Raw genomic sequence first — 26,297 nt, forward strand, 5'->3', positions numbered from 1 at the left:
TTCTCCTATACAGGCCAGGCGGCGGTTTCACCGAAACCGTTTTCGATTGTCTCGACCTTGGGCGCACCTTTTGAAATACCGGACACGCCGACAATATAGGCGCGTGTCACGAAAGCCTGGCCGCGGAAGCCGAAAACGGCCGTATCGCCAGGGCGGGGTGAGCCGGGAGCGGTCGCGTCGATCATGGCGTAGTAATCAATCGCCGCAGGCGGCGGCACTTCAACACTGCGCAGCGCCGCGGCACTGACCGTCGGTTCGCTGGTGACAATCGCCTTCACATCATAATCCGGGAAGATCGGGTCGATGTAGAAACCACCGCCGAAGCAATAGGCCTTGCCCCCGGCAAGATGCGATACCTCGGTCATATACAGCACCGCGGGAAGTTCCGGCAAATCCTCCATGACGTGAAGCGCCGTGGTTCCGTGCAGACCATTGCCCGGTTCGCATTGGGTGGCGCCCGCTTCGGCCAATGCGGCCAGCAACACCGACGATGTCGTTCCCGGCGCATTCACCTCGACATTGGTCCGGCCGGCCTTCTGCAGAGCCTCGGCAGCCTTGGTGAGCGTTGCCAGATTGGGCGTAGGTTTCACCTTGCGCGCGGCATGATCGAACAGGAGTGCCGGGAATGTCGTGATGCCGGCGAAGCGGCCGCCCTCCACATCGTCTAGACGGTCGGCAACCCCGACAATATCGTCCGCATCAAATCCGCCCTCATGCCCGCGATAGAAGGTGTCGCCTTCAGCCTTGATGCGGGCAAGCAGGTTCTGCGTGTAACCGGCAGCGCTCGCGCCCTTGCCGGCCTCCGCCGCCTTTTCCGTGTTGAACACCGTCCAGTAATCCGGGCGAAAACGGGCGGCTGCAGCGGCGGCTTCATGACGCGCGACCTGCTGCAAATGGCCGAGATGCCCGAGCTTGAGGCCTGCATTGTGCACGGCCCGGGCACAGGCCATATCGACGGCAACGGCGGCATCGATGCCGCCGCGCTTGATGGCACGGCAGAATGAACTGGACCGGCCGACCTGCTTGGTCATGCCGAAGATTTTCAGGCCCTGCCTGTCCGCTTCGGACTTGAGGACACGCGCATTGGCTTCCACCGCATCGAGATCAAGCACATAGGCATTGGCCGGAATGCGGCCGGCCTGATGCAGCTGGATTGCGCTTTCCACAAAGGATGGGTTGCGGCGGCGTAGAATATCGAGAAACATGGAAAACTCCCTCAGCGCGACTTTTCGCGTAGCGAAACCGCCACGGCAGCAAGAATGATCAGACCGCGGACGATCATCTGGTCAGAGACGGACAGGCCCATCAGGATCAGACCGTTGTTCAGCATGCCCATCATCAGCGAACCGACCAGCGCACCGATGATGGAGCCTTTGCCGCCGTTGAGCAGCGTTCCGCCGACGATGACCGCGGCAATGACCGTCATCAGATCGGTTTCACCCAGCGTGTACTTGGCGGCCTGCAGGCGGCCGGCATAGAGGAGGCCAGCCAGTGATGCCAGCACGCCGCTCATCATCAGGACCGTCAGGCGGATGCGCGGAACGCTGATACCGGATACGCTCGCAGCCCGGTTGTTGTCTCCCGTGGCAAGCACATGCGCCCCAAAGCGGGTATGACGGTAGACGATGTGGCCGATGCATATGGCTCCCACCGTCCACCACACCAGCGAGGGAATGCCAAGCAGGGTTCCGGAGCCGAAGAAGCCGGTGAAGGCGCTGTTGGTTACCGGGATCGAGCGAAGATCGGTCAGCGACCGGGCGACACCGGCAAACAGTCCCATGGTGGCAAGAGTCACCAGGAAGGACGGAAGTCTTACGTAAGCGACGAGAACACCATTGACCAGGCCGATCAGCAGACCTGCACACAGGCCGGCGGCAATACCGGCCGTCATGCCGTAGCCGTTCATGGCAACTGCGCCCGCAAGCGCGGAGACGGCGACGATGGACCCGATCGAAAGATCGATTTCCCCGGCGGAAAGGACAAACACCAAGCCGATTGCCATGATGGTCACCGGCGCTGTCTGGAGCACAATATTTGACAGGTTGCGGACCGTCAGGAAGCCGCTATCTCTCAGCACGATCGCAAAGAACAGAAAGATGGCGAGAAACCCGAGATAGACGACATATTGCTGTAGATTCGCCTTGCCCAGAAGGGACAGCGATCGTCCGGACGGCACCAGGCTTGGGTTGGTTTTTGACATGGTATCTTCCTCAAAGGAAAGTGAAACGGGAGCGGCCGACCCCTGCCGGGACGGCAGCCCGCACAGTCATTTCAATGCTTCGACGATGCTCTCGGGGGCGTCCTTGTTGAGCGAGGTCTTCCATCCCGCAAGGACGTTTTCTTTCGTCACAGCCAATGAATCGACAACCAGAAAGGGTTCGGCTTTCTTCCCGATCAGCGACCCCGCCGCAGCGCGCGCGGCGGTGCGGCCAATATTGTAAGCCTCGTCGGCAACGAGCGCGGTGAAGCTGCCGCCCTTGACCATGTCAAGCGCTGCCGGTTCATTCAGGTCGAGGGCGACAATCCGCGTGCTGGTATTGCCGGCAGCCTTGAGTGCCGCCAGAACATTGAGCGCCGGTTCGGCCCAGGTGACATAGATGCCGTCAAGATCGGGATGCTTGATCAAAAGCCCCTGGGCGATTTCCTCACTGCGCGCGGGATCGGCCATGCCGGCTTCGGCAACGATCTTCATATCGGGATATTTTGTCTCGATGGTTGTTTTGAATGCCCGATCCCGCTGATTGGTCACATAGAAATCGGCATCGTGATAGATGTAGCCGAGCTTCCCCTTCTTGCCGAGGGAGGCAGCCATGGCGTCGGCCGCCTTGCTGCCCATCTGGAACAGGTCGTCGGAGACAATGGTCACATAGTCCTTGCCGTGCTCGTATCCCGCCGGCGAGTTGTCGATAAAGGCAAGCTTGACCCCGGCCTTGCGCGCGGGATCATAGACCGCTGCCGCGGTGGTCGGATCGACAGGCAGCGACACGATGATCGTGGGCTTCTTCGCCAGAACCGTTTCCACGTCGGACTGTTGGCGGGCACTGTCAAAGCTGGCATTGGTCTCCGCTACAATCGTGATGCCGAGCGCGGCGAATTCTGCTTCCGCCCCGCGATTGACCGCATTGGTGTATTCGCTCATCTCGTGCCAGACCAGCGCGGCGGTATAGTTGCCGTCCTTGATCTTCTGGACCTCGTCAGCGGTGAGGGTCACGCTGGTGGCGGGCGTCGGCTTTTCGCCATGCGGTCCGACCGTTACCCCTTCGGCCGCGAAGGCCTGCGTTGCGAAGATGCTGACAGCAAGCGCTGCCGACAATGTGAGAAATCTGGACATGACTGCCCCCTTGATTGGTTTGTCGAACGTTGAACCGTACCGCTTCGCGCTATTTCACGGCGTCGAGGATGGATTGCGGTGCATCGCGGTTGAGCGATTCCTTCCAGCCTGAAGCGATGGTCTCTTTGGTTACGGTCAATGCCGGAGCGACGATAAAGGGCGGCGTTGCCTGATTGAGCAGGGATTTCAGGCCTGTCGCCGCCATTGTGCGGCCAAGCTCGTAGGCTTTGTCGGCAACCAGCGCCGTCACATTGCCGCCCTTGGCCATATCGAGACCCACAGGCTCGGCAAGATCGAGCGTGACGATCTTCGTCTTGGTGTTTCCGGCAGCGCGCAAGGCAGCGAGCACGCCGTCGGCGGGCTCCGCCCAGGTCACGTAGATGCCGTCAAGATCAGGATTCTGCAGCAGCATCGCACTTGCCAGTTCCTCGGCGCGCGACGGATCCGAAATACCTTTTTGGGCAACGATCTTGATGTCCGGATAGTCTTTCTCGATTGTCGATTTGAACGCATTGTCGCGCTGGTTGGTGACATAATAGGTGGCATCGTGGAAAATCCAGCCAACTTTACCTTTGCCGCCGATGGATTTTGCCAAGGCATCAGCCGCCTGCTTGCCCATCTGGAAGAGGTCATCCGTTACAATGGCCGCATAATCGGCGCCTTGCTTGTAACCCGCCGGCACATTCGACAGGAACACAAGCTTGGTATGATCGGCAATCGCCTGCTTGAAGGCCTCGGCCGAGGTCACTGGATCAAGCGGCAGGGCCAGGACGACATCGGGCTTGGCGGCAAGCGCCGTTTCGATATCGCTGCGCTGGCGCGCGGCGTCAAACCCGGCATCCGTCGTGACAACGACTTTCACACCGGCGCGGGCAAACTCATCCTTTGCGCCAGCCGAAACGGCATTCACGAAATCCGACGATGTGTGCCAGAGCAGAGCCGCCTTGTAGCCCTTGTCCTTCAGCGAGGCGAGATCGGCATCAGACAGGGTAATGGCGGAGCTTGGCGTTGCCGCTTCTCCCGACGGCCCGACTGTCTGCGCAAATGACGCAGAAGCCGACAGCAAGAAACAGGTCAGAGCCGTTGCATTCAGAAATCTTTTCACAAGCATTGGAATGTTCCCTTTTTATTATTGTGGTGTCGTTGGTCATTCAATAACGCCGCAGTATTCGGCGATAAAGCTGGCAAACGCGACGATTCCGGCAAGGTATTCCTCCACGTCGACGCGTTCCTCATAGGTGTGGCAGTTGCGGATATCGCCCGGGGCGCAGTACACCGCCGGCGTTCCCAGTAGATTGACGAAGAATGGTGACTCGGACCAGAAAGGCGCGCCCTCGATCACGCCGCGCCCGTGCATTGCATCGGCAACGGCCTTTGACAGCATTGCAACCTCCGGCGCATGCCGGTCGATCTCGGCGGCGGTGCCGCCCAGCGGATGGTCGCGGCCCGCCGGATAGGAGATGTCGATCCTGATATCCGGATCGGACACCGCGCCGCGAATGACAGCTTCCATCTCCGCTGCGGCCGTATCGAGGGATTCACCCGGTAAAAGCTTGCGGATCAGCGAAAGCGTGCACTCCTCAGGCACGGCAATGAAGCCGCCGCCCTTCAACCCCGTGATCAACAGGAAGCCGCGGCCGATGAGGTCATGCTCCGCGCGCGCCGCTACCGCATCCGAATGGTTCCACAGGGCCGACATGATGGCATGGCTCGCCTTCAGCGCATCCTTTCCCAGCTCCGGCACGCCGAAATAAGCCGACTTTCCGGTTACCGTGATGTCGGCGATGAAAAAGCCGATCTGTGCCGAATAGACCGACAGCTGGGTCGGCTCGACATAGACGGTAAAATCCGGCTTCGGGATGGCGCCTGCCTCGATGCGTGCGACATAATCCTTGATGCCCGCCGAGACGCCCGTTCCCGGCTGCCCGCTCTCCTCATCCCCGACAAAGGCGAAGGCGACATCCCCGGCAAGCCGGATGCCGGCTTTGTCCAGCAGCGAGAGTGCGGCAAGCGCTGTGCATATGCCCGCTTTCAGGTCTCCGGCACCCCTGCCCCAGATTTGGCCGTCGATGACGGGAGCGGCGAACGGGTCCGCATGCGCGGTCCCCGCCCAATGTTCGGCCCAACCATCGACATGGACCGTATCCGTGTGGCCGATGAACAGGAGCCGCTTTCCACCGCCATTGCCCCGGCGCTCGCCCCAGATGTTCGGGCGCCCCGGCAGAAAATCAGCGGTTTCAATGGCGGTGAGCGCACGGGCACGCATCTGCTCGTTCAGATAGGCAACAAAGTTTGCTTCATTTCCGGTGATGCTGTTGCGCCCGATTGCACCACGCAGCAGTGCCACGGCGTCATCGGCATCGAGAACCTCGCGTAACCGCGAGGCGAGATTGCTTGCATCCATCATCATACGACCTCCCGCAATGTGACCGTGCTGGCGGGCGGCAGCGAGATACGGCTATCGGGCGCATCGGCACCGAAGAGCGTATTGTGCAGGTGCCCCAACCCTATGGCGGCAGCGCCGATAATGGCGGCACGCGACCCAAGCACACTGGCCTCGACATCGATCGGATAAGGAAAACAGCGCGGCAGCAGGTCTTTTACCCGCGACAGCATCTCCGGCCGTAGGCCGATTGAACCGCCGAGGATGACTTTTTCCGGATTGGCAATGGCGGCAATGGCGCCAATTCCGCGCGCAAGAAGGCGGGCAGTGTCGTCGAGAACCCTGTTGGCATTCGTATCGCCAGCCGTCGCAGCCTCAAAAATAGCGGGTACACCCAATGATATCCCCGACAAGGCCCTGTAACGCTCGATGATGCTCATCGAGGCGACCGCCCGCTCGAAGGCGCCTGCGCTCAAGGATTCCGCATCGAACGGGTCGGAACCGAAGGGCAGAAAGCCGAGTTCGCCAGCCGCATGGATATTGCCGCGCACCAGCTGCCCGCCCACCATGAGGCCGCCGCCGATACCGGTTCCCAGCGCAATATAAGCAAGATTGTCGATGCCCTGCCCCTGGCCCAACCAGTTCTCACCGATGACGGCAAGATTGACATCGTTCTCCAGCATGACATCAACGCCGAACGCGCGTTCAAATGCCGTTGCCACGTCCATGGTGTCGAAGCCGGCGATATTGGGCGCAAGCAGGATACGGCCGGTATCACTGTCCGGCGCACCCGGCGCACCGACAACGGCAAGCCTGATCTTCTCGCGCGGGATAGCCTGACGAGCGGCCGCCCGAAAACACATGTTTGCGATCTGGTCGATAACCGCCTGCCCGCCCCTCGGGTCCGTTGGCGCCGTATCCTCGGCAAAGACCTGGCAGGCCAGATCGACGATGGCCACACGCACCTTCGTGCCGCCCAGATCAACGGCGGCGATGTAGGCTGCGCTTGGAATAAGCTCATAGGTGACCGCGGTACGCCCAACGTGACCGCTGGTACGTCCGGTTTCCTGAACCCAGCCTTCCGTTTCCAGCTGGCGGACAATCTCCGAAATCGTCTGTTTCGACAGCCCTGTCTGCTTGGAGATCGAGGCCCGCGAAATCGGACTACCCTGCACGATAGCTTCTATTACGGCCCGCTGGGAGAACTTACGGGACAGGCGCACAGCTTCGTTCAACACAGCCTCACATATTTAGTTCGTTCTATCACCGAACTAATAACGTCTCGTCAAACTTGTCAAGCGTGCAACGCCAAAAATCGAACTATTGTTGTGGCGGGATGAAGAATGTCGACCGGGTGCGATTCAGGGACATGGAGCCATCGACAATGACTGTCTGTGGCGCGGAGCCGGTTGCCGGGCCCTGCGGCGATATCCGGGCATGGGCGGGATCTGGTTCGACAACCAAACCCGACGGACCGTGCCAATCGGTTTTAATCAACCGACGGCTCACTATCTCGTTTCAAGCGGAGACACGACGCACACTTTCGAGCGCGTCAGGAACCGCACTTCGCGGCCATTGTCGAGCGAGAACATGCCGCCGCGGCCCGGCACGACATCGATGATCAGTTCGGTATGTTTCCACACGCTATACTGGGAGGCACTGATATAGACCGGTGCGCCGCCGATTTCACCCAGACAGACGTCCTGGTCGCCGATGATGAAGTCCCCTTGCGCGTAGCACATCGGCGACGAGCCGTCGCAACAACCGCCCGACTGATGAAACATGATCGGCCCGTATTCCGCCTGCAGCGTTCGAATGAGATCGAGAGCAGCGATCGTGGCACTGACCTGATTTTGCATGATGCCTCCCCAATGGTGACACTGGCAGCGCCACGCAGACGCCGCCAGCTTTGCAACGTCAGAGTGCTCAGAAGAATCCGAGCTTCTTCGGGCTGTAGCTGACCAGCATGTTCTTGGTCTGCTGATAATGATCCAGCATCTTCAGGTGGTTTTCCCGGCCGATGCCCGACTGCTTGTATCCGCCGAATGCCGCATGCGCGGGATAGGCATGGTAGCAGTTGGTCCAGACACGCCCGGCCTGAATGGCCCGGCCGAAGCGGTAGCAGGTGTTGGCGTCCCGGCTCCATATGCCGGCACCCAGGCCGTAAAGCGTATCGTTGGCAATCGACAGCGCTTCGTCATTGTCCTTGAAGGTGGTGACCGAAACGACCGGACCAAAGATTTCCTCCTGGAAAATACGCATCCGGTTATGGCCCTTGAACACCGTCGGCTTCACATAGAAACCGCCGGCGAGATCGCCGGCCAACGCGTTGCGTTCACCACCAGTCAGCACTTCAGCGCCTTCCTGCTTGCCGATATCGATGTAGGACAGGATTTTCTCGAACTGCTCGCCGGACGCCTGCGCACCGATCATCGTCGCGGGATCAAGCGGGTCACCCTGGACGATTGCCTCGACACGCTTCAGCGCGCGTTCCATGAACTTGTCGTAGATGGATTCATGAATGAGGGCGCGGCTTGGGCAAGTGCAGACCTCGCCCTGATTGAGGGCAAACATGACGAAGCCTTCAATCGCCTTGTCGAAGAAATCGTCATCGTCGGACGTCACATCCTTGAAGAAAATGTTGGGTGACTTGCCGCCCAGCTCCAAGGTCACCGGAATGAGGTTCTGGCTGGCATACTGCATGATCAGGCGGCCGGTTGTCGTCTCGCCGGTAAAGGCAATCTTGGCAATGCGCGGACTGGATGCAAGCGGCTTGCCGGCCTCGAGGCCGAAGCCGTTGACGATGTTCAGAACGCCCGGCGGCAGGAGATCACCGATCAGTTCGGCCAGCACCAGAATGGAAGCCGGTGTCTGTTCCGCCGGTTTCAGCACCACGCAATTGCCGGCGGCCAGCGCCGGCGCGAGTTTCCAGATCGCCATCAGGAGCGGGAAATTCCACGGGATGATCTGGCCGACAACGCCCAGCGGCTCATGGAAGTGATAGGCGACGGTATCATGATCAATCTCGGAAATGCTGCCCTCCTGCGCCCGGATCACGCCAGCGAAGTAACGCAGGTGATCAATCGCGAGTGGCAGGTCTGCGGCAGTCGTCTCGCGGATCGGCTTGCCGTTGTCCCAGGTCTCGGCCTGCGCCAGCAGTGTCAGATTGTCCTCCATGACCTGCGCGATCTTGTTGAGGATGACGCTGCGTTCGGCAACGCTGGTACGCCCCCAAGCATCCTTGGCGGCATGGGCCGCATCGAGTGCAGCCTCGACATCACTGGCGTCGGACCGGGCAATTTCGCACAGGACCTGGCCATTCACCGGCGAGGTATTATCGAAATACCGTCCCGACTTCGGCTCGACAAACTTACCGCCGATGAAATTGCCGTAGCGCTTCTTGAAATTGGGTCGAATGGTGCGGTTGAATTCTACCTTGTTCATGGTGTTCCTCCCTGTTGCAGGGGCCTCCGCGCCGTGAAAACTTCGGAAAGGCCATCTGCACGCTGATTGATACCGCCTCCTGCGGCCCGGAGAGGATCGCGCGCGGAGGTGCGGGTGTCATCCCGCATCGACCATGCGGGCGGGCGCATTGTCTCACTTTTGAGACAATTGCCGGCGGCAATCAGCGAATACGCTGCAGCGTCAGTGAATACCGAGCTTCTTCAACTTGCGATGCAGGGTGGCACGCCCCATACCCATCATCGTGGCGGCAACCGAGATATTGCCGTCGGCCTTGGCAAGCACGCGCTGGATGACGCTGCGCTCGGCGGCAGCAAATTCCTGCTCGACATCCATGCTTTGCCCCAGGAGACTGGCCGCCGGCAGCGGCTTGCTCAAGGACTCATCGGTGAGACCCAGAACATGCCGGACGGTGCGGGAAGCCCCGATGACAAGGTCGTCTTCATCGACGGCAATCAGCGCGCTGGCACTGCGCTCATAGCTCACATCCGGCCCGAGCTTGGCGAGCATGATCCGCGCCTTGGGGAAGGCCAGACGAAAATTTTCCGCTTCCACGCGGCGCGCGGCATCAACGACAGCCATGGCGATCAGTTTGACGAAATCTTCCGTGAGGTCGTGACGCGCGGATGACACGTCAATGGCCGCCATCAGGCGCCCGCAATGATCGAATATGGGGGCAACGGTGCAGGACAAGGCCGTATTGCGGCTGCGGAAATGCTGATCCCGATGGATCGTCAAAGCCCGCTGTTCGGCCAGGGCGGTTCCAATGCCGTTCGTGCCTTCGCGTTCCTCGCTCCACACCGCTCCGGTCCACAGACCGATCTTGCAGAAGGTCGCATCGTCCGAAACGCTGCCGCGGCGGTCAACCGGCACGCCGTCCTTATCCGCCAGCAGCACACAGCATCCGGCACCGCCAACGGCGGAATAGAGGCGGTCCAGCGTCGCCTGCGCGGTGGTGATCAACGATCCCAGCCGTTCGCGGGCGTCCGTCAGTTCCCGTTCGCTCAAAAAATCCGGCGGCGTCCCCTCTTCCGGATTGAGCCCGTAGAGACGCATGGAGCGCCCCCAGGAGGCAACGAGCGCAGATTGCGCAGCAGCGCTTCCCAGAAGGGCGGACTGGATGTGTTCGGCATGCTGTCCATCGTACCGCGAAGCCATCGGTCTCCTCCCAAAGTCCAGGCGTTCTGACCCTAGGGTAAGCTAGTTTGCTTTTCGGTCAAGGGTGCGCCATGGCGGGTGACGCAGCACGCGGCCACACGGCCGCGTGCTGCTTTGTTTTCACGCTAGGACAGGTGATGCACCGTTTGAAGACCATAGACCGGTGTCGGGATACCTTCCATGCGGGCCTTCAGCTGGAGCGACAGGTACTGTGAGTAATGGCGTGACTGGTGCAGATTTCCGCCATGGAACCATAGGGCCTGCTGCTGCGTCGGCTTCCACATATTGCGCTGTTCGCCTTCCCATGGTCCCGGGTCCTTCGTGGTGTCCGAACCAAGCCCCCAGCACTTTCCGACCTTGTCGGCGACCTCGCGCGAGATCAGGTCCGCCGCCCAGCCGTTCATCGAGCCGTAACCGGTGGCATAGACAATCAGATCGGCCGGGAGTTCCCGCCCATCGTCCAGCACGATACCCCCTTCATTCAGTTCGCGGATATTGACGCCGCTGATCAGCTTGATCTTGCCGTCGGCGATGAGATCGCAAGCACCGACATCGATGTAATAGCCGGAACCGCGGCGCAGGTATTTCATGAACAGTCCGGACTCATCGTCACCGAAGTCCAGCATGAAGCCAGCCTTTTCCAGCCGCTCGTAGAAGGCCGCGTCCTTCTGACGGATCTTGTCGTAAACCGGCTTCTGGAACTCATGCATGATGCGATAGGGCAGCGAGGCAAAGATCAGATCGGCCTTGCGTGTGGTCATGCCGTTGGCGACGGCGCGCTCGGAATAGAGATCGCCCAGGCCTATTTCCATCAGGGAATCGGATTTGACGATGTGGGTCGACGAGCGCTGCAACATGGTCACGTCAGCGCCCGCTTCCCACAGCGCTGCGCAGATATCGTGGGCGGAATTGTTGGACCCCACGACCACGACTTTCTTGCCCGCATAGGCTTCAGGGCCGGGGTGCTGGGACGAATGCTGCTGCTCGCCCTTGAATACGTCCATTCCCTTGAATTTCGGCCAGTTGGCTTTGCCGGACATGCCGGTGGCCAGGACAAGCTGTTTCGGACGCAGCGTGATCTCCTTGCCGTCGCGCTCGACGATGACGGTCCATTCACCCCGCGCGTCGTCGTATTGTGCCGATTTGCAAACCGTCGAGCTCCAGTAATTCAGCTCCATCACTTTCGTGTACATCTCGAGCCAGTCGCCGATCTTGTCCTTGGGGGCAAAAACCGGCCAGTTATCGGGGAACGGGATGTAGGGCAGATGGTCGTACCAGACTGGATCGTGCAGGCACAAAGACTTGTAGCGTTTGCGCCAGCTGTCCCCCGGACGCTCGTTCTTTTCGATGATGATGGTTGGTACACCAAGCTGCCGCAACCGGGCCCCGAGGGCGATCCCGCCCTGTCCGCCGCCAATGATGAGGCAATAGGGCTGGACGGAGTAGCCAAGCTCAGCCGCTTCCGTCTCGCGCTTTTCCTTCCAGCTCTTCCGTCCGGGTTCGCTGCCATGCTGCGCACCCATGGGCCGCAGAAAACCCTTTGGTTCCTCATGTCCCTTCAATTCAGACATGGTCGTCAGCAGCGACCATATGCGGCCGTTCTTGAGGCGGATGTGTCCGTATCCGCGCGCCGCGCCGGTATCAAATTCGATCCAACCCTGGGTGACACCGTCATCCTCCGTGGCCACTTCGCTCAGATCCTGCCGCAGGTCATGCGGTTTGATGCGCGCCAGCTGTTCGGTTAGCATGGCACGGATCTGATCATGGCCTTCAAGGGTCTTCAGGTTCCATGTAAACGTGACAAGATCACGCCAGTAGCAGTCCTCCTGAAACAGGTTGACTGCCGCTTCAATATCGCCGTTCGCGAAAGCCTTTTCGAGCTTCCCGAGTACCGTTTCAATCTTTTGGTGGGGGCTGTCGTCAAGCATGAAATCTCCTCCATTCTGCCTGCCAATTGTATGAATTCTGTAAGATCGGATGCGGGCTCCTCCAGCCCGCACGACCTATGATGTCAGATCGATCAAGATCTTCAGATGCTTTCCCGCAGGATCAAGCAGGGTATCGAAGCCTTCTGTCACTGCTTCATCCAGGGTGATCCGCTTGGTAACGACCTTATATGCAGGCAAGAGACCAGAACTGATCAGTCTGATGACCCGCGGCCAATAATGCGTCGGGTAGGCCCATGATCCGCGGATATCGATATCCTTGAAGGTGACCTGGAACCAGTCGAGCGGATTTTCGTGCGGATGAAGTCCCGTTTGTACCACCACGCCCTGCTTGCGGACGGCATCGGTACAGGCTTTCAAAGCGTGTTCATTGCCCACGCATTCAATGGCAACGTCGCAACCGACACCGCCTTCGGTTCTCGACCGGACGATGTCGCCGACCAGCTCGCGCTTCGGGTTGATGGTGATCAAATCCGGCAGGATGCCGACCGCCAGTTCCAGCCGCGTATCGTTGATATCGGAGAGGAACAATTGGGCGGCACCGGCAGCTCGGGCCGCAAGCAGCGTCAACACGCCAATCGGTCCCGCCCCGGTCACGAGAACACTGCTTCCGGCTGTCACCCCGCCGCGATCACAGGCATAGACCGCCACGGCGGCGGGTTCGACCAGCGCCGCTTCCTCGTCGGTCATTTCATCCGGAATGCGCTGCACATTGTATTCATTCAGCAGCGCATATTCCGCCATGCCGCCGGACTGCCAGCTCAACCCGGCCAAAGCCAGATCCGTGCTCAGGTGAAAAAGACCGCGATCGGCAAAATAATCGCCGGAGCGCGGCATGATCAAAGGCTGGACGGAAACCCGGTCACCCGGTTTGACCGACGCCACCCCTGCACCGACCGCTTCAACGACGCCGCCGAATTCGTGCCCCAAAATCTGCGGCCCGCTCGCCCCGGTGAACGGATGCGGTTCAACCTGAATAAAGATGGGCCCCGACACATATTCGTGCAGGTCCGTTCCGCAAATGCCGACAAACCGGTTGCGGATCAACACCTGCCCGGCCTGCGGCGCCGACGAAGGCGCGTCGATATTTTCAAGACGAAGGTCTTTCGCCGCATGGAAACGCAGTGCTTTCATTCATTCCTCCCGGCCCCGTTTCGCGACAAGGCCTGTCTGTTGTTCGCATCAAGCTTCCCGCATTGCGATCAACGCAAGCAGCTGGTGTGCGAAAGCACTGCAAGGAACGTGCCAGCAGCCGGAGTTTCCTCTATCTGACTGACTTTAAAATGTTTTTATGACGAAGGAAGAATTGGCGACAGCGCGGTTGTTGCAATTCGCCACAGCTGTGGCGCGACGCTCTGCAACAGTTGCAACACCTGGGCAGGCCTGACATCAATGCGCTGCCTTTTGGCGGACGCGGCGCAGCTGCCTGTGTACGGTTGAACGGTCGACACCAAGCAGGCGCGCGGCAGCGGAAATGTTTCCGTCCGTTGCCGCCAGAGCTTCCGTCAACCGGGAGTGTTCATCATGCTGTTCATGGCCTGCGCTGACCGGATGATTTTGGGCCTGTCGCTGGACGTGCTCGGGAAGATCCGTCAGGTCTACACACCCGTTTTCACAGAGTGCCGCCGCAACATCAAGAACATTGAAAAGTTCGCGGATATTGCCCGGCCAATTGTGCCGCCGCAGCGCCAACTGCGCTTCGGCGGAAACGACCGGAGCCGAACCCGTATCCGCCGTGCATTTCTTCAGGATTTCCGCGAGCAGCCAATCAAAATCGCTGCGGTTCCGCAGCGCCGGCAGTGACAGGGTGGCGGCGTTCAGGCGATAGAACAGGTCCTGGCGGAATGTGCCGTTGCGCACGAGTTCGGCAAGGTCGCGGTGGGATGCGGAGAGAATGCGTACATTGACCGGTTTGGCCCGCGATGCGCCGAGAGGCAAAACCTCGCCCTCGGCCAGCACCCGCAGAAGCCGGCTTTGCAGCGCCAAAGGCATGTCACCGATTTCATCGAGAAACAGCGTTCCGCCATCGGCTTCCTCGACAAGCCCCTTGCGCCCCTTCGCCAAAGCTCCTGTGAAGGCACCCGGCGCATAACCGAACAGCTCGCTCTCGATAAGCTGCTCCGGCATAGCAGCACAATTGACGGCAATAAAGCGTCCGCTGGCACCACTGCTGTCATGTATGGCGCGCGCCAGATATTCCTTGCCTGTACCGGTTTCGCCCTGGATCAGAATCGGCAATGACTTGCCGGCAAGCTTTGCCGCCTTTGTCTGCAGCCCAGCCAGATGCGGATCGCCGCCGCTCAACCGGCGCAGCGAGGCGGGGATGCGCTCCTGAACAATCGGTGCACCGCGCGATGGGTAGTGCGGTTCTATCGCATGCGCAAACAGAACATTGCCGTCCCGCGCGAACACCAGCCGGTCTTCGGACGGCCTCGTGCGGGTAAGATTGCCGAGATCGTCGACATCCATATCGAAAAAACGCGATATGGATTGCCCGATCAGATTCGCCGGCTGCCGCCAATCGAGCCCGGACGCGCGCGCCATGATCTTTGCGCCGTCGTGGGTCATGCCGATAATTCGCCCCGCACCGTCGATCGAGATCGCCGCTTCCGGATCCACGTCGAGAAATTCGGGAGAGCGCGAAAAACGCAACACCCACTCATTGCGCGTCTGGGCCATGAGATTGGCAAGTTCGATCCGCCGCGCCGTAGCCGTTACCAGGTGCAGCGCCAAGTTCTGGCTCGTCTTAATTTGCGGCGAACGCAGCAACGAAATATCAAGCACGGCCGAAAGCTGCCCCTGCGCATCATAGATCGGCGCGGCGGTGCAGGTCAGCGGTGTATGGGTGTTGTCAAAATGATCGGTCTGATGAATCGTCAACGGCTCGCCTGTCTCCAGGCAGGAGCCAACGGCACAGGTGCCTGCCCGCGCCTCCGACCATTCCGAACCGAGATAAAGACCCGCCTTGCGCAGATTGTTGTCGAACAGCGGATCGCCGAGGAATTCAACAGTGATCCCGTCGCGATCGGAAAGAAGCAGCACGTAGTTCTGACCGGCAACATGACGAAACAGGTTTTCAAGTCCCGACCGCGCGATTGAAATCAACTGCTCCGATTGCTGCCGATGCTCGCGCAACTGGGTTTCGGGAACGATGTAGGCCTCGCATGCCTGTGCCGGGTCCAGCCTGTGCTGCTTGATGCAGCGCAACCAGGATTCAACCACGGTTTCATCACGGTTGGTCGAGCCTCCCAGACTCACCGTCTCGATTTCGCGAATATGGTCCGAATGCAGCGACATGAGATTTTGCCATGCGCCTCCCAGCGCACCGCTCTCCCTTCTTCAGCCAGACCAGTCTGCACGAGTTGGACCAATTGTAAATGCGCAGGGACTTCACAACTCCACGCAACCATAAGTCACAGTGCTGCGCCGCGGCCGGGATACCCCCGACCTATCCCGCACGGCGGTCCGCCAAAATGTCCGCGAGGAAATTCTGAACGTGGCCGAGCACCTGCATGCGATCGTGCGAAATACCGGGAACAAGATCGAATTTCACGGATACACCGGCACCTTCAAAGGAGCGCCGAAGAGATGACAGCCGTTCGGGCCGCGTGCGCCCCGCATCGTTTGCCCCCGGCATCCAGTTTGTACTGCCCTCCGGAATGGTGATTTCCCATGTTTCCAGATCGGCATCGCCGACGACCATATGCATGGGGATACGGGCCAGCGCCTCCCGGTCGAAGGTGATGCCAAACCGTTCCTGCAGATTGCGGATACCCACCCACCAGTCCTTGTCCGGATCAAGCAGGGTCACCGAACCGGGGGCGCCGATTGAGGCGGCCCAAAGTTTTTGCGGATGCAGTATGGCAAAGCGATGGGTGAAGTGACCGCCTCCGGAGAACCCGAACATGGCGAATGTGTCCCAATTCTGCCGGTATTTTGCGGCGACCTCCGCAACCATGTCCAGAAGAAGCAGATCGTAGCGGATATCGCCCTCGATCATGAACTTGTAGCCGCTGCGCGCATCATCGCCCAGGACGCCGACGGGAAAAACCGGACAAAGAATGGCGCAGTCGTTCCACCGGCCGAATTCGGCAAAGCCATCGCGAAAATCAAGAAACGATGTGCGTCCCGTGCCGTGAACGGCCACCAGAAGATCCACCGTCCCGCCCTCGCCGACGATGGGAGGCACGTAGAGGCAATAATGAAACCGGGGATCGGATTTGCAGGCAAAAATGGCCGTGCGGCCAAGATCATAGATCGCTTGCGCCCGGCTTTCGGATGATGGTGACATGCTATTCCTCGCTACAATGATTCAAGACCGGCCACCGGCTGATTTCCTGCCAACCTCGTCAAAACGCCATCCCAGTTCGACGCCGCCATTGTCGGTGCTGAACAGAGCGGGAATGGCCTGGAGCAGTTTGCGGGTATAGTCCTGCTGGGGATTGTCGAAGATCGCATCACGGCTGCCCTCTTCGACGATGACACCGTTGTTCATGACGATGACCCGGTCGGCGATCTGCTCGACCACGGCCAGATCATGGCTGATGAACAGGCACGAGAAGCCGTGCTTTCGCTGCAGCTCGGCAAACAGCTTGAGCACCTGCGCGCGGACGGTCACATCCAGTGCCGAAACCGGCTCGTCGGCGATGACGAATTGCGGCCGCCTGACAACGGCGCGGGCAATGGCCACGCGTTGCCGCTGGCCGCCGGACAGCTGGTGCGGGAAACGCGCAGCAAACGCCGAAGACAGGCCCACTTCGTCAAGAACTTCCGCGACACGCGCGCTCTTTTCTTTGCTCGTCAGTTCCGTCGAATGGCGAAGTGCCTCCCCGATCAGGCTGCCAATCGTCATGCGCGGATCAAGCGACGAGTAAGGGTCTTGAAACACCATCTGACAATTGAGCCGATACTCCGCGTAGTCGGCCGCCGATGTCTGGACCGACTTGCCGTTGAAAAGGATTTTGCCATCCGTCGGTTCGATCAATCCGGCGATGGTGCGCCCCAAGGTGGTCTTGCCCGACCCCGATCCGCCGACCACCGCCACAACCTCTCCGGGCATAACGCTCAGGCTGACGCCGCTCAGGGCACGCTTGGGCTGCCCCTTGCGCAACAGGCTGCGGCGCGCCGCAAAGTCGACGATGAGGCGATCGACCGTGATCCGCGCCACCGGCGAGACCTTAACGGCCCTTGCGGGCATGCGGTGCGGCAGGGCGGAAAGCAGTTTGCGCGTATAGGGATGCTTCGGCGCACGCAGCAGATCCCGGGTATCCCCCTGCTCGACGATTTCGCCCTGCGACATGACCACAACGCGGTCCGAATATTTTGCCACCATCGCCAGATCGTGGCTGATCATGAGAACCGCCGTGTTGTTCTCGCGTGTGAGGTCAACCATCAGTTCGAGCACATCGCGCTGGACCACAGCATCCAATGCCGTGGTTGGCTCGTCGGCAATCAGCAAGGCCGGTTTGAGCAGCATCACGGCAGCCAGCATGATGCGCTGGCGCATGCCGCCGGAAAAATGATGCGGCATGACTGCAAGTGCCGTCTGCGGGTCATTCAAGCCAACCCGGGCCAGCATGTCGACAATCAGCCGGTGGCGCTCCCGTCCCGTCAGCCGCCGGTGCAGCCGCAGCCCCTCTTCCAGCTGACGGCCGATCGTCATCGATGGATTGAGCGATGTCATCGGCTCCTGGAAAACCATGCCAATCCGGGCGCCACGCAACGCCTGCAGCGCGCGCTTTTGCATGCTGCCGATTTCCCGTCCTTCGAAACATATCGTTCCGGCGGTACGTTGCACCGCTGGCGGATTGAGGGCAATGACGGCACGGGCAGCCATCGACTTTCCCGAACCGGACTCGCCGACAATTCCGACGATTTCACCCGCTTTGACATTGAAACTGATGGTCTTGAGTATCTGAATTCCCGTTCGTGCCACCTCAAGGGAAAGGCCGCGCACATCGAGCAGTGGTGTGTTCTCCTGCATCGTCAGCCCCTCATCCTTGGATCGAGTTTGTCACGCAGCGCATCGCCGAGAAGATTGATCCCGAGCAGGGTCAGCGAGATGCAGAGACCGGGAAATATGGCCAGCCACACCGCCTGGGATATGAAGGGACGCCCGCTCGCAAGCATGTTGCCCCATGTCGGCGCGGGCGGCGGCACGCCGAGGCCGAGGAAGCTGAGCGCGCTTTCGGCAAGCAGCACCCAGCCGAACATCGACGTGGCGAGGACCGTAAGCGGTGCGACACAGTTGGGCAGGATGTGGCGGCCCATCGTATAGGCGTTCGAGTTGCCCATGACACGCGAGGCTTCGATGAACTCCCGCTCGCGCAGTGACAGGACGTTGCCGCGGACAATCCGCACGACAGTAGGGGTATAGGCGAGGCCAAGCGCCAGAATGATGCCATACTTGTTCGCTCCTACAATCGCGAGCAGCCCGAGCGCCAAGAGGATGCCCGGGAAGGCGAGCAGCGCGTCATTGAAGGTCATGACGATGCGATCGACCCAGCCGCGGAAATAGCCCGTCAATATCCCGATCAGGGTGCCGGCGGTGACGGCGAGCGCCACGGTAAGCAGGCTTATCCAGAAACTGGTCGCCGCACCGGCCAGCAACCGGCTGAGCACATCGCGGCCGAACTCATCCGTCCCCAGCCAGTGGGCGGCGCTTGGCCCGGCAAGTTTGAGCTTGAAGTTGAGGCCGAGCGGATCATAGGGCGTCCATACCGCTCCCATGAATGCCCCGGCCAGCAATGTTCCGATCAGTGCGCTTCCAAGGAGCGCATTGGGAGCGAGATTTCTCATTCGGCAGTCACCCTCGGATCGAATAGGGGATAGAGCAGATCGACAATGAGGTTTACCAGCACGTACACCGTTGCAATGAGCAGAAGGCAGCCCTGGATCACCGGATAGTCCCTGGCGAAAATGGCATCGACAAGCAAACGTCCGAGACCGGGTATGGTGAACACCGTTTCAACCACGGCGATACCGCCGAGCAGATTGCCGAGGACGATGCCGATCAGGGTCCAGGTCGGGCCAAAGGCATTCTTGAACGCGTGCCGCCAGAGGACCGCGGATTCCGACAGGCCCTTGGCCCGGGCGTGGGTGATGTAATCCAGCTGCATGACTTCCAGCGTCGAGGCGCGCGCCATGCGCAGGATCACGCCAATCTCATGCAGGAAGAGCGTTACCACCGGCAGGACGATATAGAGCAATCCCTGCGGAAGGTTCTGGGACATGGAGACATAACCCAGCACCGGTAGCCAGCCCAGCTTCAGCCCGAAAAACAGCAGCAGGAGCAGCCCCATCCAGAATGCCGGGATGGAGAGCAGGATGGTCGCACCACCAACCAGCGCCACGTCCGTCATGCTGTTTTGCCGCCAGGCGGCGATCATCCCCGCCGGTACGGCAACGATACTCGCCAGGAAAACTGCGATCAGGACGATTTCTGCACTGATGCGCAAACGCGCCAATATCAGCGGCAGAACCTCCTGCTGGTTGGTGATCGACCGGCCAAAGTCGCCATGCATTATATTGCCGAGCCAGATTGCGAACTGGGCCGGAATGCTTTGGTCGAGCCCCAGTCTGGCGCGCAGATCCGCAAGGCTCGCCGGATCCGCCAGGTCACCCAGCATCAGCGACGCTGGATCACCGGGAATGAGGCGGATGAGAAAGAACACGGACACCGCCACGATGAACAATGTCGGGATCGCAGTGCCAACGCGGGTAATGGCGAACTTCAGCATGCTGACCTCTCGGGCTTACGGGAACACAGCGTCTACTGTTCGAGACCGAGCTCCCAAAGCCGGAGTTTTGCCTGCCAGACAGGCGTGCCCTTCAAGCGCTTGCTGTTGACGGTTTCACCCGTGCCATTACAGTAAATGATCAAGGGAACATCATGCAGCAGCTTTTTGTGAAGCTCATCGAAGATGGCCTGCCGCTGCGCCTGATCGGATACTTCCATGGCTTTGGCGATCAGCCCCAGCGCCTCCGGATTGTCCCAGACTTTCCGCGGCTGTTTGTCCTTGGGCCCGGAGAACTGCTCGAAACTCAGAGCCGGATCGAGACGCGCGGAATAGGAGAAGGACATCATCTGGTATTTGCCGGAATTGTAGCGGTCGAGCTGGGTTGACCAGTCGAGGACCTCAATGCGGGCGTTGATGCCGACGGCCTGAAGCATGGCCTGTGCCACCACCGCCGCATCGAAACTCGGTGCGGTGGGACGCTTGTTGGCGATAATATTGATTTCCTCGCCATTGTAGCCGGCCTTGGCGAGCAGGTCCGCCACCTTTGCCGGATCAGGGGCAAAGGCTTCTTTCTGGATATCGCTGTAGTAGCGCGAGCCGGGGAAGATCGCGGAATTGTTGGGACGGCCGGTTCCGTTGGTCGCCTGCGCGACGAGGGTGGGAAGATCGAGCGCCGCGGCGATGGCTTGCCGCATCTCCACTTTGGAAAGCAGCGGATCTTTGGTCTGCATCAGGAACGTATGCTTGGAGGCTTCCGCTCCCGTCGTTACGGTGAAATTCGCATTGGCTGAAAACTCTGGAATGTCGGTGCTCAGAACCGATGCGACATCCAGCGCGCCGGACAATAGACCGGCTTTCACCGTGGCCGGATCCGGTACGACTAGGAATTTGATTTCCTTGATCAGCGGGCGCTTGGAGCCGACATAGCCATCAGCCTTGTCTCCGCCCGGCGAAACATAGTTTTCAAAGGCGTCGAGGGTGATGTATTCCCCGCGTTTCCAGTTGCCGAACTTATATGGCCCGGTGCCGATAGGCTTGTCCCAGCTGCCATCGGCCTTGACCGACGCCTTCTGCAGGACGGCGGTCATCCCGCAATCCGTGCGCGCCAGCGTATCGAGAAAAATCGCGCTCGGGTGATTGATCTTCATGACCACGGTTTGCGGATCAGGTGTCGTGACGGCGTCCACCTTGAGGCCATTGCGGCCGTCAAATTCCGGCAGGCAGCGCCACTCGGTCTTGGGGTCCATGTAACGGGTCCAGCTCCACAGCACATCGGCAGCGGTCAACGGCTCTCCATTATGAAAGGTAACGCCGGACCTGAGCTTGAACGTGTAGGTCAGCCCATCCGGCGAAAGCTCGAAGCTCTGTGCAAGCAGCGGCCCGACGGAGCCGTCTTCTTTATAGCCGACGAGACCCTCGACCGTGTGCAGGACCACCGCATCCGTATAGTCGTCGCGGTTGACGCCGGGATTGGAGCTGCGGATGTCAGCCGGAATTGCCGCGGTAATCGACTGGGCGGCGGCAGGTGCCGCGATCAGCCCCAATGCCAATGACATCAAAATAGCATTCTTCATATTCTGAACCCCATTATTCATTCAGGCTTAGGTGCCCGTTGGTTGAAGAAGGAAAGATTTCCGCCGCTTAAGCGGCCACGACTTGAACCGGGTCCGACCGAAGGCTGTAACGGGTGAAGTTGCGGTTGATGGCCGGCAGGCAGGCAACCTCCATGGTGCCGCTGGCGGGATGCATGATGACCATGGCAACCGTGGCCGAAAGGTTCCCTTCGGTGTTCAATCTCGGCGGCCTGCAAACGGCATAGGGCGTCAGAAAGTCATCGAAGAACGCGCGCTTCATATCGGCAATGCCGAGTTTTTCCCCGGCTTCCTCCAGTATCTTGCGCACACGCCAGTCACGGTACGGGCTTTCCGGCACATGCGGCAGGCCCGTGTCCCTGAGTTTCGAAAGCGCCACGGGGCTCACCCAATGGTTGGCGTGAACAACCAATCCATTGGCCGGCAATATATGGAATACCTCATCCGGTGCGCACTCAAGGTCGATGGCAAAACCCGCGCCGGTCGAGAGGATCATGTTGTTGGAACAGGCCTTCGGCGTTCCCGCCACCGCCCGCATCGCAAGGGCGAAGTGCGCCTGCTCCAATGCCTTGCGCCGGATCAGCGCCAGGGGGACGCCCTGCTGCCGGTAGTCGCGATCGGATTCAAGATAGTTTGCAGTGATGCAGACGCCGGCGCTGTTCATGCCGTTCCGCGCAAGACCGCCCGCTTCGACGAATGTCAGGAAATCCGGACCGTCCTCCTGCAGAACCCGCAAGACAATGGCCGTCTCGGCGCACTCGGTCTTCCAGTCCCAGTTCTGGCCGTGAATGAGAGTGCCGTCCAGGCTTCTCTCGGGAAGAATGACCGCTCCGGTGCACCCGTCATCGATCTCATCTTCCTCGTCCAGCGGAGCGTTCTTTTCCAGACGCGCCTTGGCGATGACTTCGGTGCGCGCATTGATCATGACGATATCATCGAAAGCAACGCCAGCGCCCTCGGCGATGCCACGCATCTCCTCGATGTAGTGCGCACCGAAATTCGCGATTTCCCCCGCAAACTCCTCGATAAGCCGCGTCTTTTCGGATGCGCTGTAGCCCAGCTTGGCAAGCTGGTCGCCATACAGCGCAACGCTTTTTTTCACGCGCTCGGGCACCGCAGCACCGTATTGGCGCCCACGCTCAAACGGTGTCCCGGAGACGGTTACGAAGGGAAAGGATGTCGGATAGGAACTCATCGCTGCGCCTTACAGTGTATTTTGTTTAATTTACGTACACTTTAATACGTAATGATTGCGTGTCAATTGGCTTTTATGCAAAAATAAGCCGCATAGGATATGGAGCCAGGATTGACCGTCAGTGACCTGCAAATAGAAATCGCCCGCCAGATCGTTTCCTTGGCCTCGTCGGAGCGCTGGCCTGTCGGGGAGCGCGTGTCGGATTTTGCTTTGGCCAGAAGGCTGGGGGTCTCACGATCGCCGATCCGCTCGGCCCTTGCCCTGCTGGCGAGCCGCGGCGTTCTGGCCCATGCACCCGGCCGGGGCTATGTCCTGGCTCTCCTGCCGGATGGCAACGGCGATATCGATGGTATCGCGCCCCCATCGGAGCTGGAAGACATCCACAAACGGCTGATGGCTGACCGGGCGACGGGCGCAATACCGATGGAGGTATCGGAGACGCTGCTGGCGGAGCGTTACAGCTCAACACGCGGAACCATTCGCAAAGTCCTGTTGCGGTTTGCCGCCGAAGGCCTGGTCCAGCGCCAGAGGGGCCACGGCTGGGCTTTTGCCGAAAGCCTCGATACCGACCAGGTGGAGGAGGAAAGCTATCAGTTCCGCATGATTCTGGAATGCGGCGCCCTGCGGCATCCGGGCTTCAAGGTGGACAAGGACCATCTTGCTTCCATCCGCGCCGCGCAGGCGGATATCATGCGCATCCCGCCCACATCGGTTCAACGCGATCAGTGGTTCAACGTCAATGCGTCGTTCCACGAAGCCCTGGCGGTCTGGTCGGGCAATCGCTTTCTCGTTCAGGCCGTTCGCCAGCAAAACAGCCTGCGGCGCATTACCGAATATGCCTATTTCGAAAGGCTCCCGCACGAACGCATCCGTCAGGTCTGCATCGAACACATTGCCATTCTCGACGCCCTGTCCGAGAACGACGTGATCTTTGCCGAGGCCCTTTTGCGCCGTCACATCGAAGGCGCAAGCCGCTATGAGGTGGAATGACCGGATGCTGGACTTACAAGCGTCGGGTCATAATCAACCCGTTTCTGCCGTGATTCCCAAAAAAACAACCATAACTAGAAATAAAGACTTCAGACGATAGAAACTGCCGACATATTCGCGTATTGCAGACAGCGATAAATATGTGCGGGGGTGCATCCAATGAATGAAGCCATTCGGGAACTTTTGGCTAAGGTAGGCGGCTTGCCGGTCGCGGTCGATCAGATCAGCGATGAAGAAGACTTATACAATGCGGGGTTGTCCTCGTTCGCCTCTGTCCAGCTGATGCTGGGCATCGAGGACACATTCGATATCGAATTTTCGGACCAGTTCCTCAACCGCAAATCCTTTGCCAGCATCAAAGCCATCGAACGGACAGTGGAAGCGATCCTCAAGAACAATGAGGACGCCTGATGAACGCCGGCGCCGGTAACAGCCTGCAGCTGCGCGCGTCGCGCGTTGCCGCCATCGCCGCCCAGTTCGCCGACAATGTTGATACCGAAGCACGCTTTCCGCGCGAAGCCATCAATGCGATGAAGGCCGAGCATCTGCTTGGTATCCAAGTTCCCACCGATCTTGGCGGCGAAGCGGCGCAGGTCGAGCAGATTGCGGAAATATGTTCCATTATCGGACAGTCCTGTGCTGCCAGCGCGATGATTTTCGCGATGCACCACATCAAGCTGTCGAGCTTGGTCGAACATGGCAAATCCGCCGAATGGCACCGGGCCTTCATGCGCCGGGTTGCAGCCGAACAGCTGCTGCTGGCCTCTGCAACCACCGAAGGCGGCATTGGCGGGGATTTGCGCAACAGCATATGCGCCATCGAAATTGACGGCGATACCTGCCGCCTCGAAAAGAATGCGACAGTCATTTCCTACGGCACCGAAGCCGATGCGATCCTGATCACGTCCCGCTCGGGCGCGGAGGCCGCATCTTCCGACCAGGTCATGACTGTCTTTGTCAGGGATCAGTACACGCTGGAGAAGACAAACGGCTGGGATACCCTCGGCATGCGCGGCACCTGCTCGGAAGGCTTCGTTTTCCGGGGAACCGGCAGCACGGAGCAGATCCTGCCCCACCCTTTCGCGGAAATCGCGGCGCAGTCCATGCTGGCCATGGCACATCTCCTCTGGAGCGCGCTCTGGTACGGCATTGCAGTCGATGCTGTCACCCGGGCCCAGTCCTTCGTCAGGGCGGCGGCCAAGCGCATGCCCGGCGTTCAGCAGCCGGGAGCATTGCGTGTCGCCGAGGCGTCGAACATGCTGCAGATGCTGAAGTCCGAAATCGTCGCCTGCCTCAATACCTACCGGCATGCCAAGGACGACAGCGACAAGCTCGCCTCGATGGGCTTTGCCATTACGATGAACAACCTCAAGGTCGGCGCGTCGCAATCCATTCTGCAGATCATCAATCATGCCATGCTCGTCTGCGGCATCATGGGTTACAAGAACGGAACACCCTACAGCCTCGGCCGGCATTTGCGCGATGCCAATTCGGCACAGCTCATGGTCTCCAATGAGCGCATTCTTGGTAACACGGCCACGATGCTGCTCATCCATAAACAGAACACCAGTCTCTTGGGGTAACACGGCATGGACGCTCAAATATCTTTTCTCGACCGCCTGTTTTCGGCTGGTCTCCTTCTCGATACCGGCGTTGACGGTCTTTATGGACGCAGCGGCCGTTTCGAGGACGTTATTGCCGCGTTCGAGCGGCTGATTGACCGCACCGGCGGCAGCGATGATGCGGAAGCCATCCGCTTCCCGCCCGGGATGAACCGCGCCATCTTCGAAAAAAGCGGCTACATGAAGAGTTTTCCGCAATTGGCCGGAACCATCCACAGTTTCTGCGGATGCGAGCTTGATCATGTCAATCTCATCCAGTGCATGGATGCCGGCAAGGACTGGACGAAGGAACAGGAAGCGACCGACATCGTGCTGACGCCGGCCGCCTGCTATCCGCTCTATCCCGTCGTGGCACAGCGCGGCGACCTGCCGGCGGACGGCGGACTGTTCGACCTGCAATCCTATTGCTTCCGGCACGAACCGTCGAAAGACCCGGCGCGCCAGCAGATGTTCCGCATGCGTGAATATGTCCGCATGGGCAAGGCCGACGACGTGACGGAATTCCGCCAGCTCTGGATCGAGCGCGGCACGGACATCATGCAGCGGGTGGGTCTTCCCGTTCACATCGACGTTGCCAACGATCCCTTCTTTGGCCGCGCCGGGCGCATGTTGGTCAACAATCAGCGCGATCAGAACCTGAAATTCGAACTGCTCATCCCCATAACTTCAACCGAAAACCCGACGGCCTGCATGAGCTTCAACTATCATCAGGATCATTTCGGCACGAAATGGGGCATTCAATTCGCCGATGGCACGACCGCCCATACTGCCTGTGTCGGATTTGGCCTGGAGCGGATTGCGCTTGCCCTGTTCCACCATCATGGCCTGGACATCGAAGCCTGGCCGGAACAGGTTCGCCAGGAATTGTGGGGCTGACCG

General features: G+C 59.9%; 22 protein-coding genes. 4 read left to right on the forward strand and 18 right to left on the reverse strand.

The features are described 5' to 3' along the window. Positions 1-5: 5 nt before the first annotated feature. From ACP7B1_RS15445 to ACP7B1_RS15530, 18 genes are all read right to left on the reverse strand, one after another. On the reverse strand, positions 6-1,205 hold the full coding sequence (locus ACP7B1_RS15445; RefSeq protein ID WP_346306435.1) for an alanine racemase: 1,200 nt from the start codon (positions 1,203-1,205) through the stop codon (positions 6-8). Positions 1,206-1,216: 11 nt separating this feature from the next. Next, positions 1,217-2,200 (reverse strand): ABC transporter permease, encoded by a 984-nt coding sequence (locus ACP7B1_RS15450; RefSeq protein WP_346306434.1) that lies wholly within the window; start codon positions 2,198-2,200, stop codon positions 1,217-1,219. 66 nt (positions 2,201-2,266) lie between these two features. Beyond that, positions 2,267-3,331, reverse strand: a complete 1,065-nt coding sequence (locus ACP7B1_RS15455; protein WP_346306433.1) for a substrate-binding domain-containing protein — start codon at positions 3,329-3,331, stop codon at positions 2,267-2,269. A gap of 49 nt (positions 3,332-3,380) precedes the next feature. Further along, complete coding sequence (locus tag ACP7B1_RS15460; protein WP_346306432.1) at positions 3,381-4,442, reverse strand: substrate-binding domain-containing protein; 1,062 nt, start codon at positions 4,440-4,442, stop codon at positions 3,381-3,383. Between the two features lie 36 nt (positions 4,443-4,478). After that, on the reverse strand, positions 4,479-5,741 hold the full coding sequence (locus ACP7B1_RS15465) for a M20 family metallopeptidase (RefSeq protein ID WP_426137061.1): 1,263 nt from the start codon (positions 5,739-5,741) through the stop codon (positions 4,479-4,481). Next, positions 5,738-6,949, reverse strand: coding sequence for an ROK family transcriptional regulator (locus tag ACP7B1_RS15470; RefSeq protein WP_426137062.1), 1,212 nt, complete (start codon positions 6,947-6,949; stop codon positions 5,738-5,740). Before ACP7B1_RS15470 ends, ACP7B1_RS15465 begins: the two co-directional genes overlap by 4 nt. A 273-nt stretch (positions 6,950-7,222) precedes the next feature. Then, positions 7,223-7,573 (reverse strand): DUF779 domain-containing protein, encoded by a 351-nt coding sequence (locus ACP7B1_RS15475; RefSeq protein ID WP_426137063.1) that lies wholly within the window; start codon positions 7,571-7,573, stop codon positions 7,223-7,225. Between the two features lie 67 nt (positions 7,574-7,640). Continuing rightward, positions 7,641-9,158 carry an aldehyde dehydrogenase gene (adh, locus tag ACP7B1_RS15480; protein WP_346306428.1) on the reverse strand — a complete coding sequence of 506 codons (1,518 nt, stop codon included), beginning with the start codon at positions 9,156-9,158 and terminating at the stop codon, positions 7,641-7,643. A gap of 201 nt (positions 9,159-9,359) precedes the next feature. Beyond that, complete coding sequence (locus tag ACP7B1_RS15485; protein WP_346306427.1) at positions 9,360-10,334, reverse strand: GAF domain-containing protein; 975 nt, start codon at positions 10,332-10,334, stop codon at positions 9,360-9,362. A gap of 125 nt (positions 10,335-10,459) precedes the next feature. Continuing rightward, positions 10,460-12,262, reverse strand: coding sequence for an NAD(P)/FAD-dependent oxidoreductase (locus ACP7B1_RS15490; RefSeq protein ID WP_346306426.1), 1,803 nt, complete (start codon positions 12,260-12,262; stop codon positions 10,460-10,462). Between the two features lie 75 nt (positions 12,263-12,337). Further along, positions 12,338-13,414 carry a 2,3-butanediol dehydrogenase gene (locus ACP7B1_RS15495; RefSeq protein WP_346306425.1) on the reverse strand — a complete coding sequence of 359 codons (1,077 nt, stop codon included), beginning with the start codon at positions 13,412-13,414 and terminating at the stop codon, positions 12,338-12,340. Between the two features lie 255 nt (positions 13,415-13,669). Continuing rightward, positions 13,670-15,577, reverse strand: coding sequence for a sigma-54-dependent Fis family transcriptional regulator (locus tag ACP7B1_RS15500; protein WP_346306424.1), 1,908 nt, complete (start codon positions 15,575-15,577; stop codon positions 13,670-13,672). A 151-nt stretch (positions 15,578-15,728) separates the two neighbouring features. After that, complete coding sequence (locus ACP7B1_RS15505; RefSeq protein ID WP_346306423.1) at positions 15,729-16,571, reverse strand: alpha/beta hydrolase; 843 nt, start codon at positions 16,569-16,571, stop codon at positions 15,729-15,731. Positions 16,572-16,592: 21 nt separating this feature from the next. Next, positions 16,593-18,263 (reverse strand): ABC transporter ATP-binding protein, encoded by a 1,671-nt coding sequence (locus ACP7B1_RS15510; protein ID WP_346306422.1) that lies wholly within the window; start codon positions 18,261-18,263, stop codon positions 16,593-16,595. A 2-nt stretch (positions 18,264-18,265) separates the two neighbouring features. After that, positions 18,266-19,078, reverse strand: a complete 813-nt coding sequence (locus ACP7B1_RS15515) for an ABC transporter permease (protein ID WP_223615261.1) — start codon at positions 19,076-19,078, stop codon at positions 18,266-18,268. Then, positions 19,075-20,019, reverse strand: a complete 945-nt coding sequence (locus ACP7B1_RS15520) for an ABC transporter permease (RefSeq protein ID WP_346306421.1) — start codon at positions 20,017-20,019, stop codon at positions 19,075-19,077. The genes ACP7B1_RS15515 and ACP7B1_RS15520 overlap by 4 nt, the downstream gene beginning before the upstream one ends. A gap of 32 nt (positions 20,020-20,051) precedes the next feature. Next, positions 20,052-21,593, reverse strand: a complete 1,542-nt coding sequence (locus ACP7B1_RS15525) for an ABC transporter substrate-binding protein (RefSeq protein WP_346306420.1) — start codon at positions 21,591-21,593, stop codon at positions 20,052-20,054. Between the two features lie 67 nt (positions 21,594-21,660). Beyond that, positions 21,661-22,806, reverse strand: a complete 1,146-nt coding sequence (locus ACP7B1_RS15530; protein ID WP_346306419.1) for a C45 family peptidase — start codon at positions 22,804-22,806, stop codon at positions 21,661-21,663. Positions 22,807-22,917: 111 nt separating this feature from the next. Between ACP7B1_RS15530 and ACP7B1_RS15535 the strand changes: the two genes are divergently transcribed. The 4 genes from ACP7B1_RS15535 (at position 22,918) to ACP7B1_RS15550 (ending at position 26,294) form a co-directional block, all read left to right on the forward strand. Beyond that, the gene (locus ACP7B1_RS15535; RefSeq protein WP_346306418.1) at positions 22,918-23,796 is read left to right on the forward strand and encodes a GntR family transcriptional regulator; all 879 of its coding nucleotides are present in this window, start codon (positions 22,918-22,920) and stop codon (positions 23,794-23,796) included. Between the two features lie 159 nt (positions 23,797-23,955). Then, complete coding sequence (locus ACP7B1_RS15540) at positions 23,956-24,207, forward strand: acyl carrier protein (RefSeq protein ID WP_223615266.1); 252 nt, start codon at positions 23,956-23,958, stop codon at positions 24,205-24,207. Further along, positions 24,207-25,379 carry an acyl-CoA dehydrogenase family protein gene (locus ACP7B1_RS15545; RefSeq protein WP_346306417.1) on the forward strand — a complete coding sequence of 391 codons (1,173 nt, stop codon included), beginning with the start codon at positions 24,207-24,209 and terminating at the stop codon, positions 25,377-25,379. The genes ACP7B1_RS15540 and ACP7B1_RS15545 overlap by 1 nt, the downstream gene beginning before the upstream one ends. Before the next feature lie 6 nt (positions 25,380-25,385). Next, positions 25,386-26,294: an amino acid--[acyl-carrier-protein] ligase gene (locus tag ACP7B1_RS15550; protein ID WP_346306416.1), complete on the forward strand. Its 909-nt coding sequence runs from the start codon at positions 25,386-25,388 to the stop codon at positions 26,292-26,294. Positions 26,295-26,297: the final 3 nt, after the last annotated feature.

This window comes from Phyllobacterium sp. SL163 (assembly GCF_049896885.1).
Lineage (GTDB): Bacteria > Pseudomonadota > Alphaproteobacteria > Rhizobiales > Rhizobiaceae > Phyllobacterium > Phyllobacterium calauticae.

Excerpts from the sequence above, each read along its gene's own strand:
- ACP7B1_RS15445 (WP_346306435.1), bottom strand. The coding sequence starts at position 1,205 with ATGTTTCTCGATATTCTACGCCGCCGCAACCCATCCTTTGTGGAAAGC.
- ACP7B1_RS15450 (WP_346306434.1), bottom strand. The coding sequence starts at position 2,200 with ATGTCAAAAACCAACCCAAGCCTGGTGCCGTCCGGACGATCGCTGTCC.
- ACP7B1_RS15455 (WP_346306433.1), bottom strand. The coding sequence starts at position 3,331 with ATGTCCAGATTTCTCACATTGTCGGCAGCGCTTGCTGTCAGCATCTTC.
- ACP7B1_RS15460 (WP_346306432.1), bottom strand. The coding sequence starts at position 4,442 with ATGCTTGTGAAAAGATTTCTGAATGCAACGGCTCTGACCTGTTTCTTG.
- ACP7B1_RS15465 (WP_426137061.1), bottom strand. The coding sequence starts at position 5,741 with ATGATGATGGATGCAAGCAATCTCGCCTCGCGGTTACGCGAGGTTCTC.
- ACP7B1_RS15475 (WP_426137063.1), bottom strand. The coding sequence starts at position 7,573 with ATGCAAAATCAGGTCAGTGCCACGATCGCTGCTCTCGATCTCATTCGA.
- adh (WP_346306428.1), bottom strand. The coding sequence starts at position 9,158 with ATGAACAAGGTAGAATTCAACCGCACCATTCGACCCAATTTCAAGAAG.
- ACP7B1_RS15485 (WP_346306427.1), bottom strand. The coding sequence starts at position 10,334 with ATGGCTTCGCGGTACGATGGACAGCATGCCGAACACATCCAGTCCGCC.
- ACP7B1_RS15490 (WP_346306426.1), bottom strand. The coding sequence starts at position 12,262 with ATGCTTGACGACAGCCCCCACCAAAAGATTGAAACGGTACTCGGGAAG.
- ACP7B1_RS15495 (WP_346306425.1), bottom strand. The coding sequence starts at position 13,414 with ATGAAAGCACTGCGTTTCCATGCGGCGAAAGACCTTCGTCTTGAAAAT.
- ACP7B1_RS15500 (WP_346306424.1), bottom strand. The coding sequence starts at position 15,577 with ATGTCGCTGCATTCGGACCATATTCGCGAAATCGAGACGGTGAGTCTG.
- ACP7B1_RS15505 (WP_346306423.1), bottom strand. The coding sequence starts at position 16,571 with ATGTCACCATCATCCGAAAGCCGGGCGCAAGCGATCTATGATCTTGGC.
- ACP7B1_RS15510 (WP_346306422.1), bottom strand. The coding sequence starts at position 18,263 with ATGCAGGAGAACACACCACTGCTCGATGTGCGCGGCCTTTCCCTTGAG.
- ACP7B1_RS15515 (WP_223615261.1), bottom strand. The coding sequence starts at position 19,078 with ATGAGAAATCTCGCTCCCAATGCGCTCCTTGGAAGCGCACTGATCGGA.
- ACP7B1_RS15520 (WP_346306421.1), bottom strand. The coding sequence starts at position 20,019 with ATGCTGAAGTTCGCCATTACCCGCGTTGGCACTGCGATCCCGACATTG.
- ACP7B1_RS15525 (WP_346306420.1), bottom strand. The coding sequence starts at position 21,593 with ATGAAGAATGCTATTTTGATGTCATTGGCATTGGGGCTGATCGCGGCA.
- ACP7B1_RS15530 (WP_346306419.1), bottom strand. The coding sequence starts at position 22,806 with ATGAGTTCCTATCCGACATCCTTTCCCTTCGTAACCGTCTCCGGGACA.
- ACP7B1_RS15540 (WP_223615266.1), top strand. The coding sequence starts at position 23,956 with ATGAATGAAGCCATTCGGGAACTTTTGGCTAAGGTAGGCGGCTTGCCG.
- ACP7B1_RS15545 (WP_346306417.1), top strand. The coding sequence starts at position 24,207 with ATGAACGCCGGCGCCGGTAACAGCCTGCAGCTGCGCGCGTCGCGCGTT.
- ACP7B1_RS15550 (WP_346306416.1), top strand. The coding sequence starts at position 25,386 with ATGGACGCTCAAATATCTTTTCTCGACCGCCTGTTTTCGGCTGGTCTC.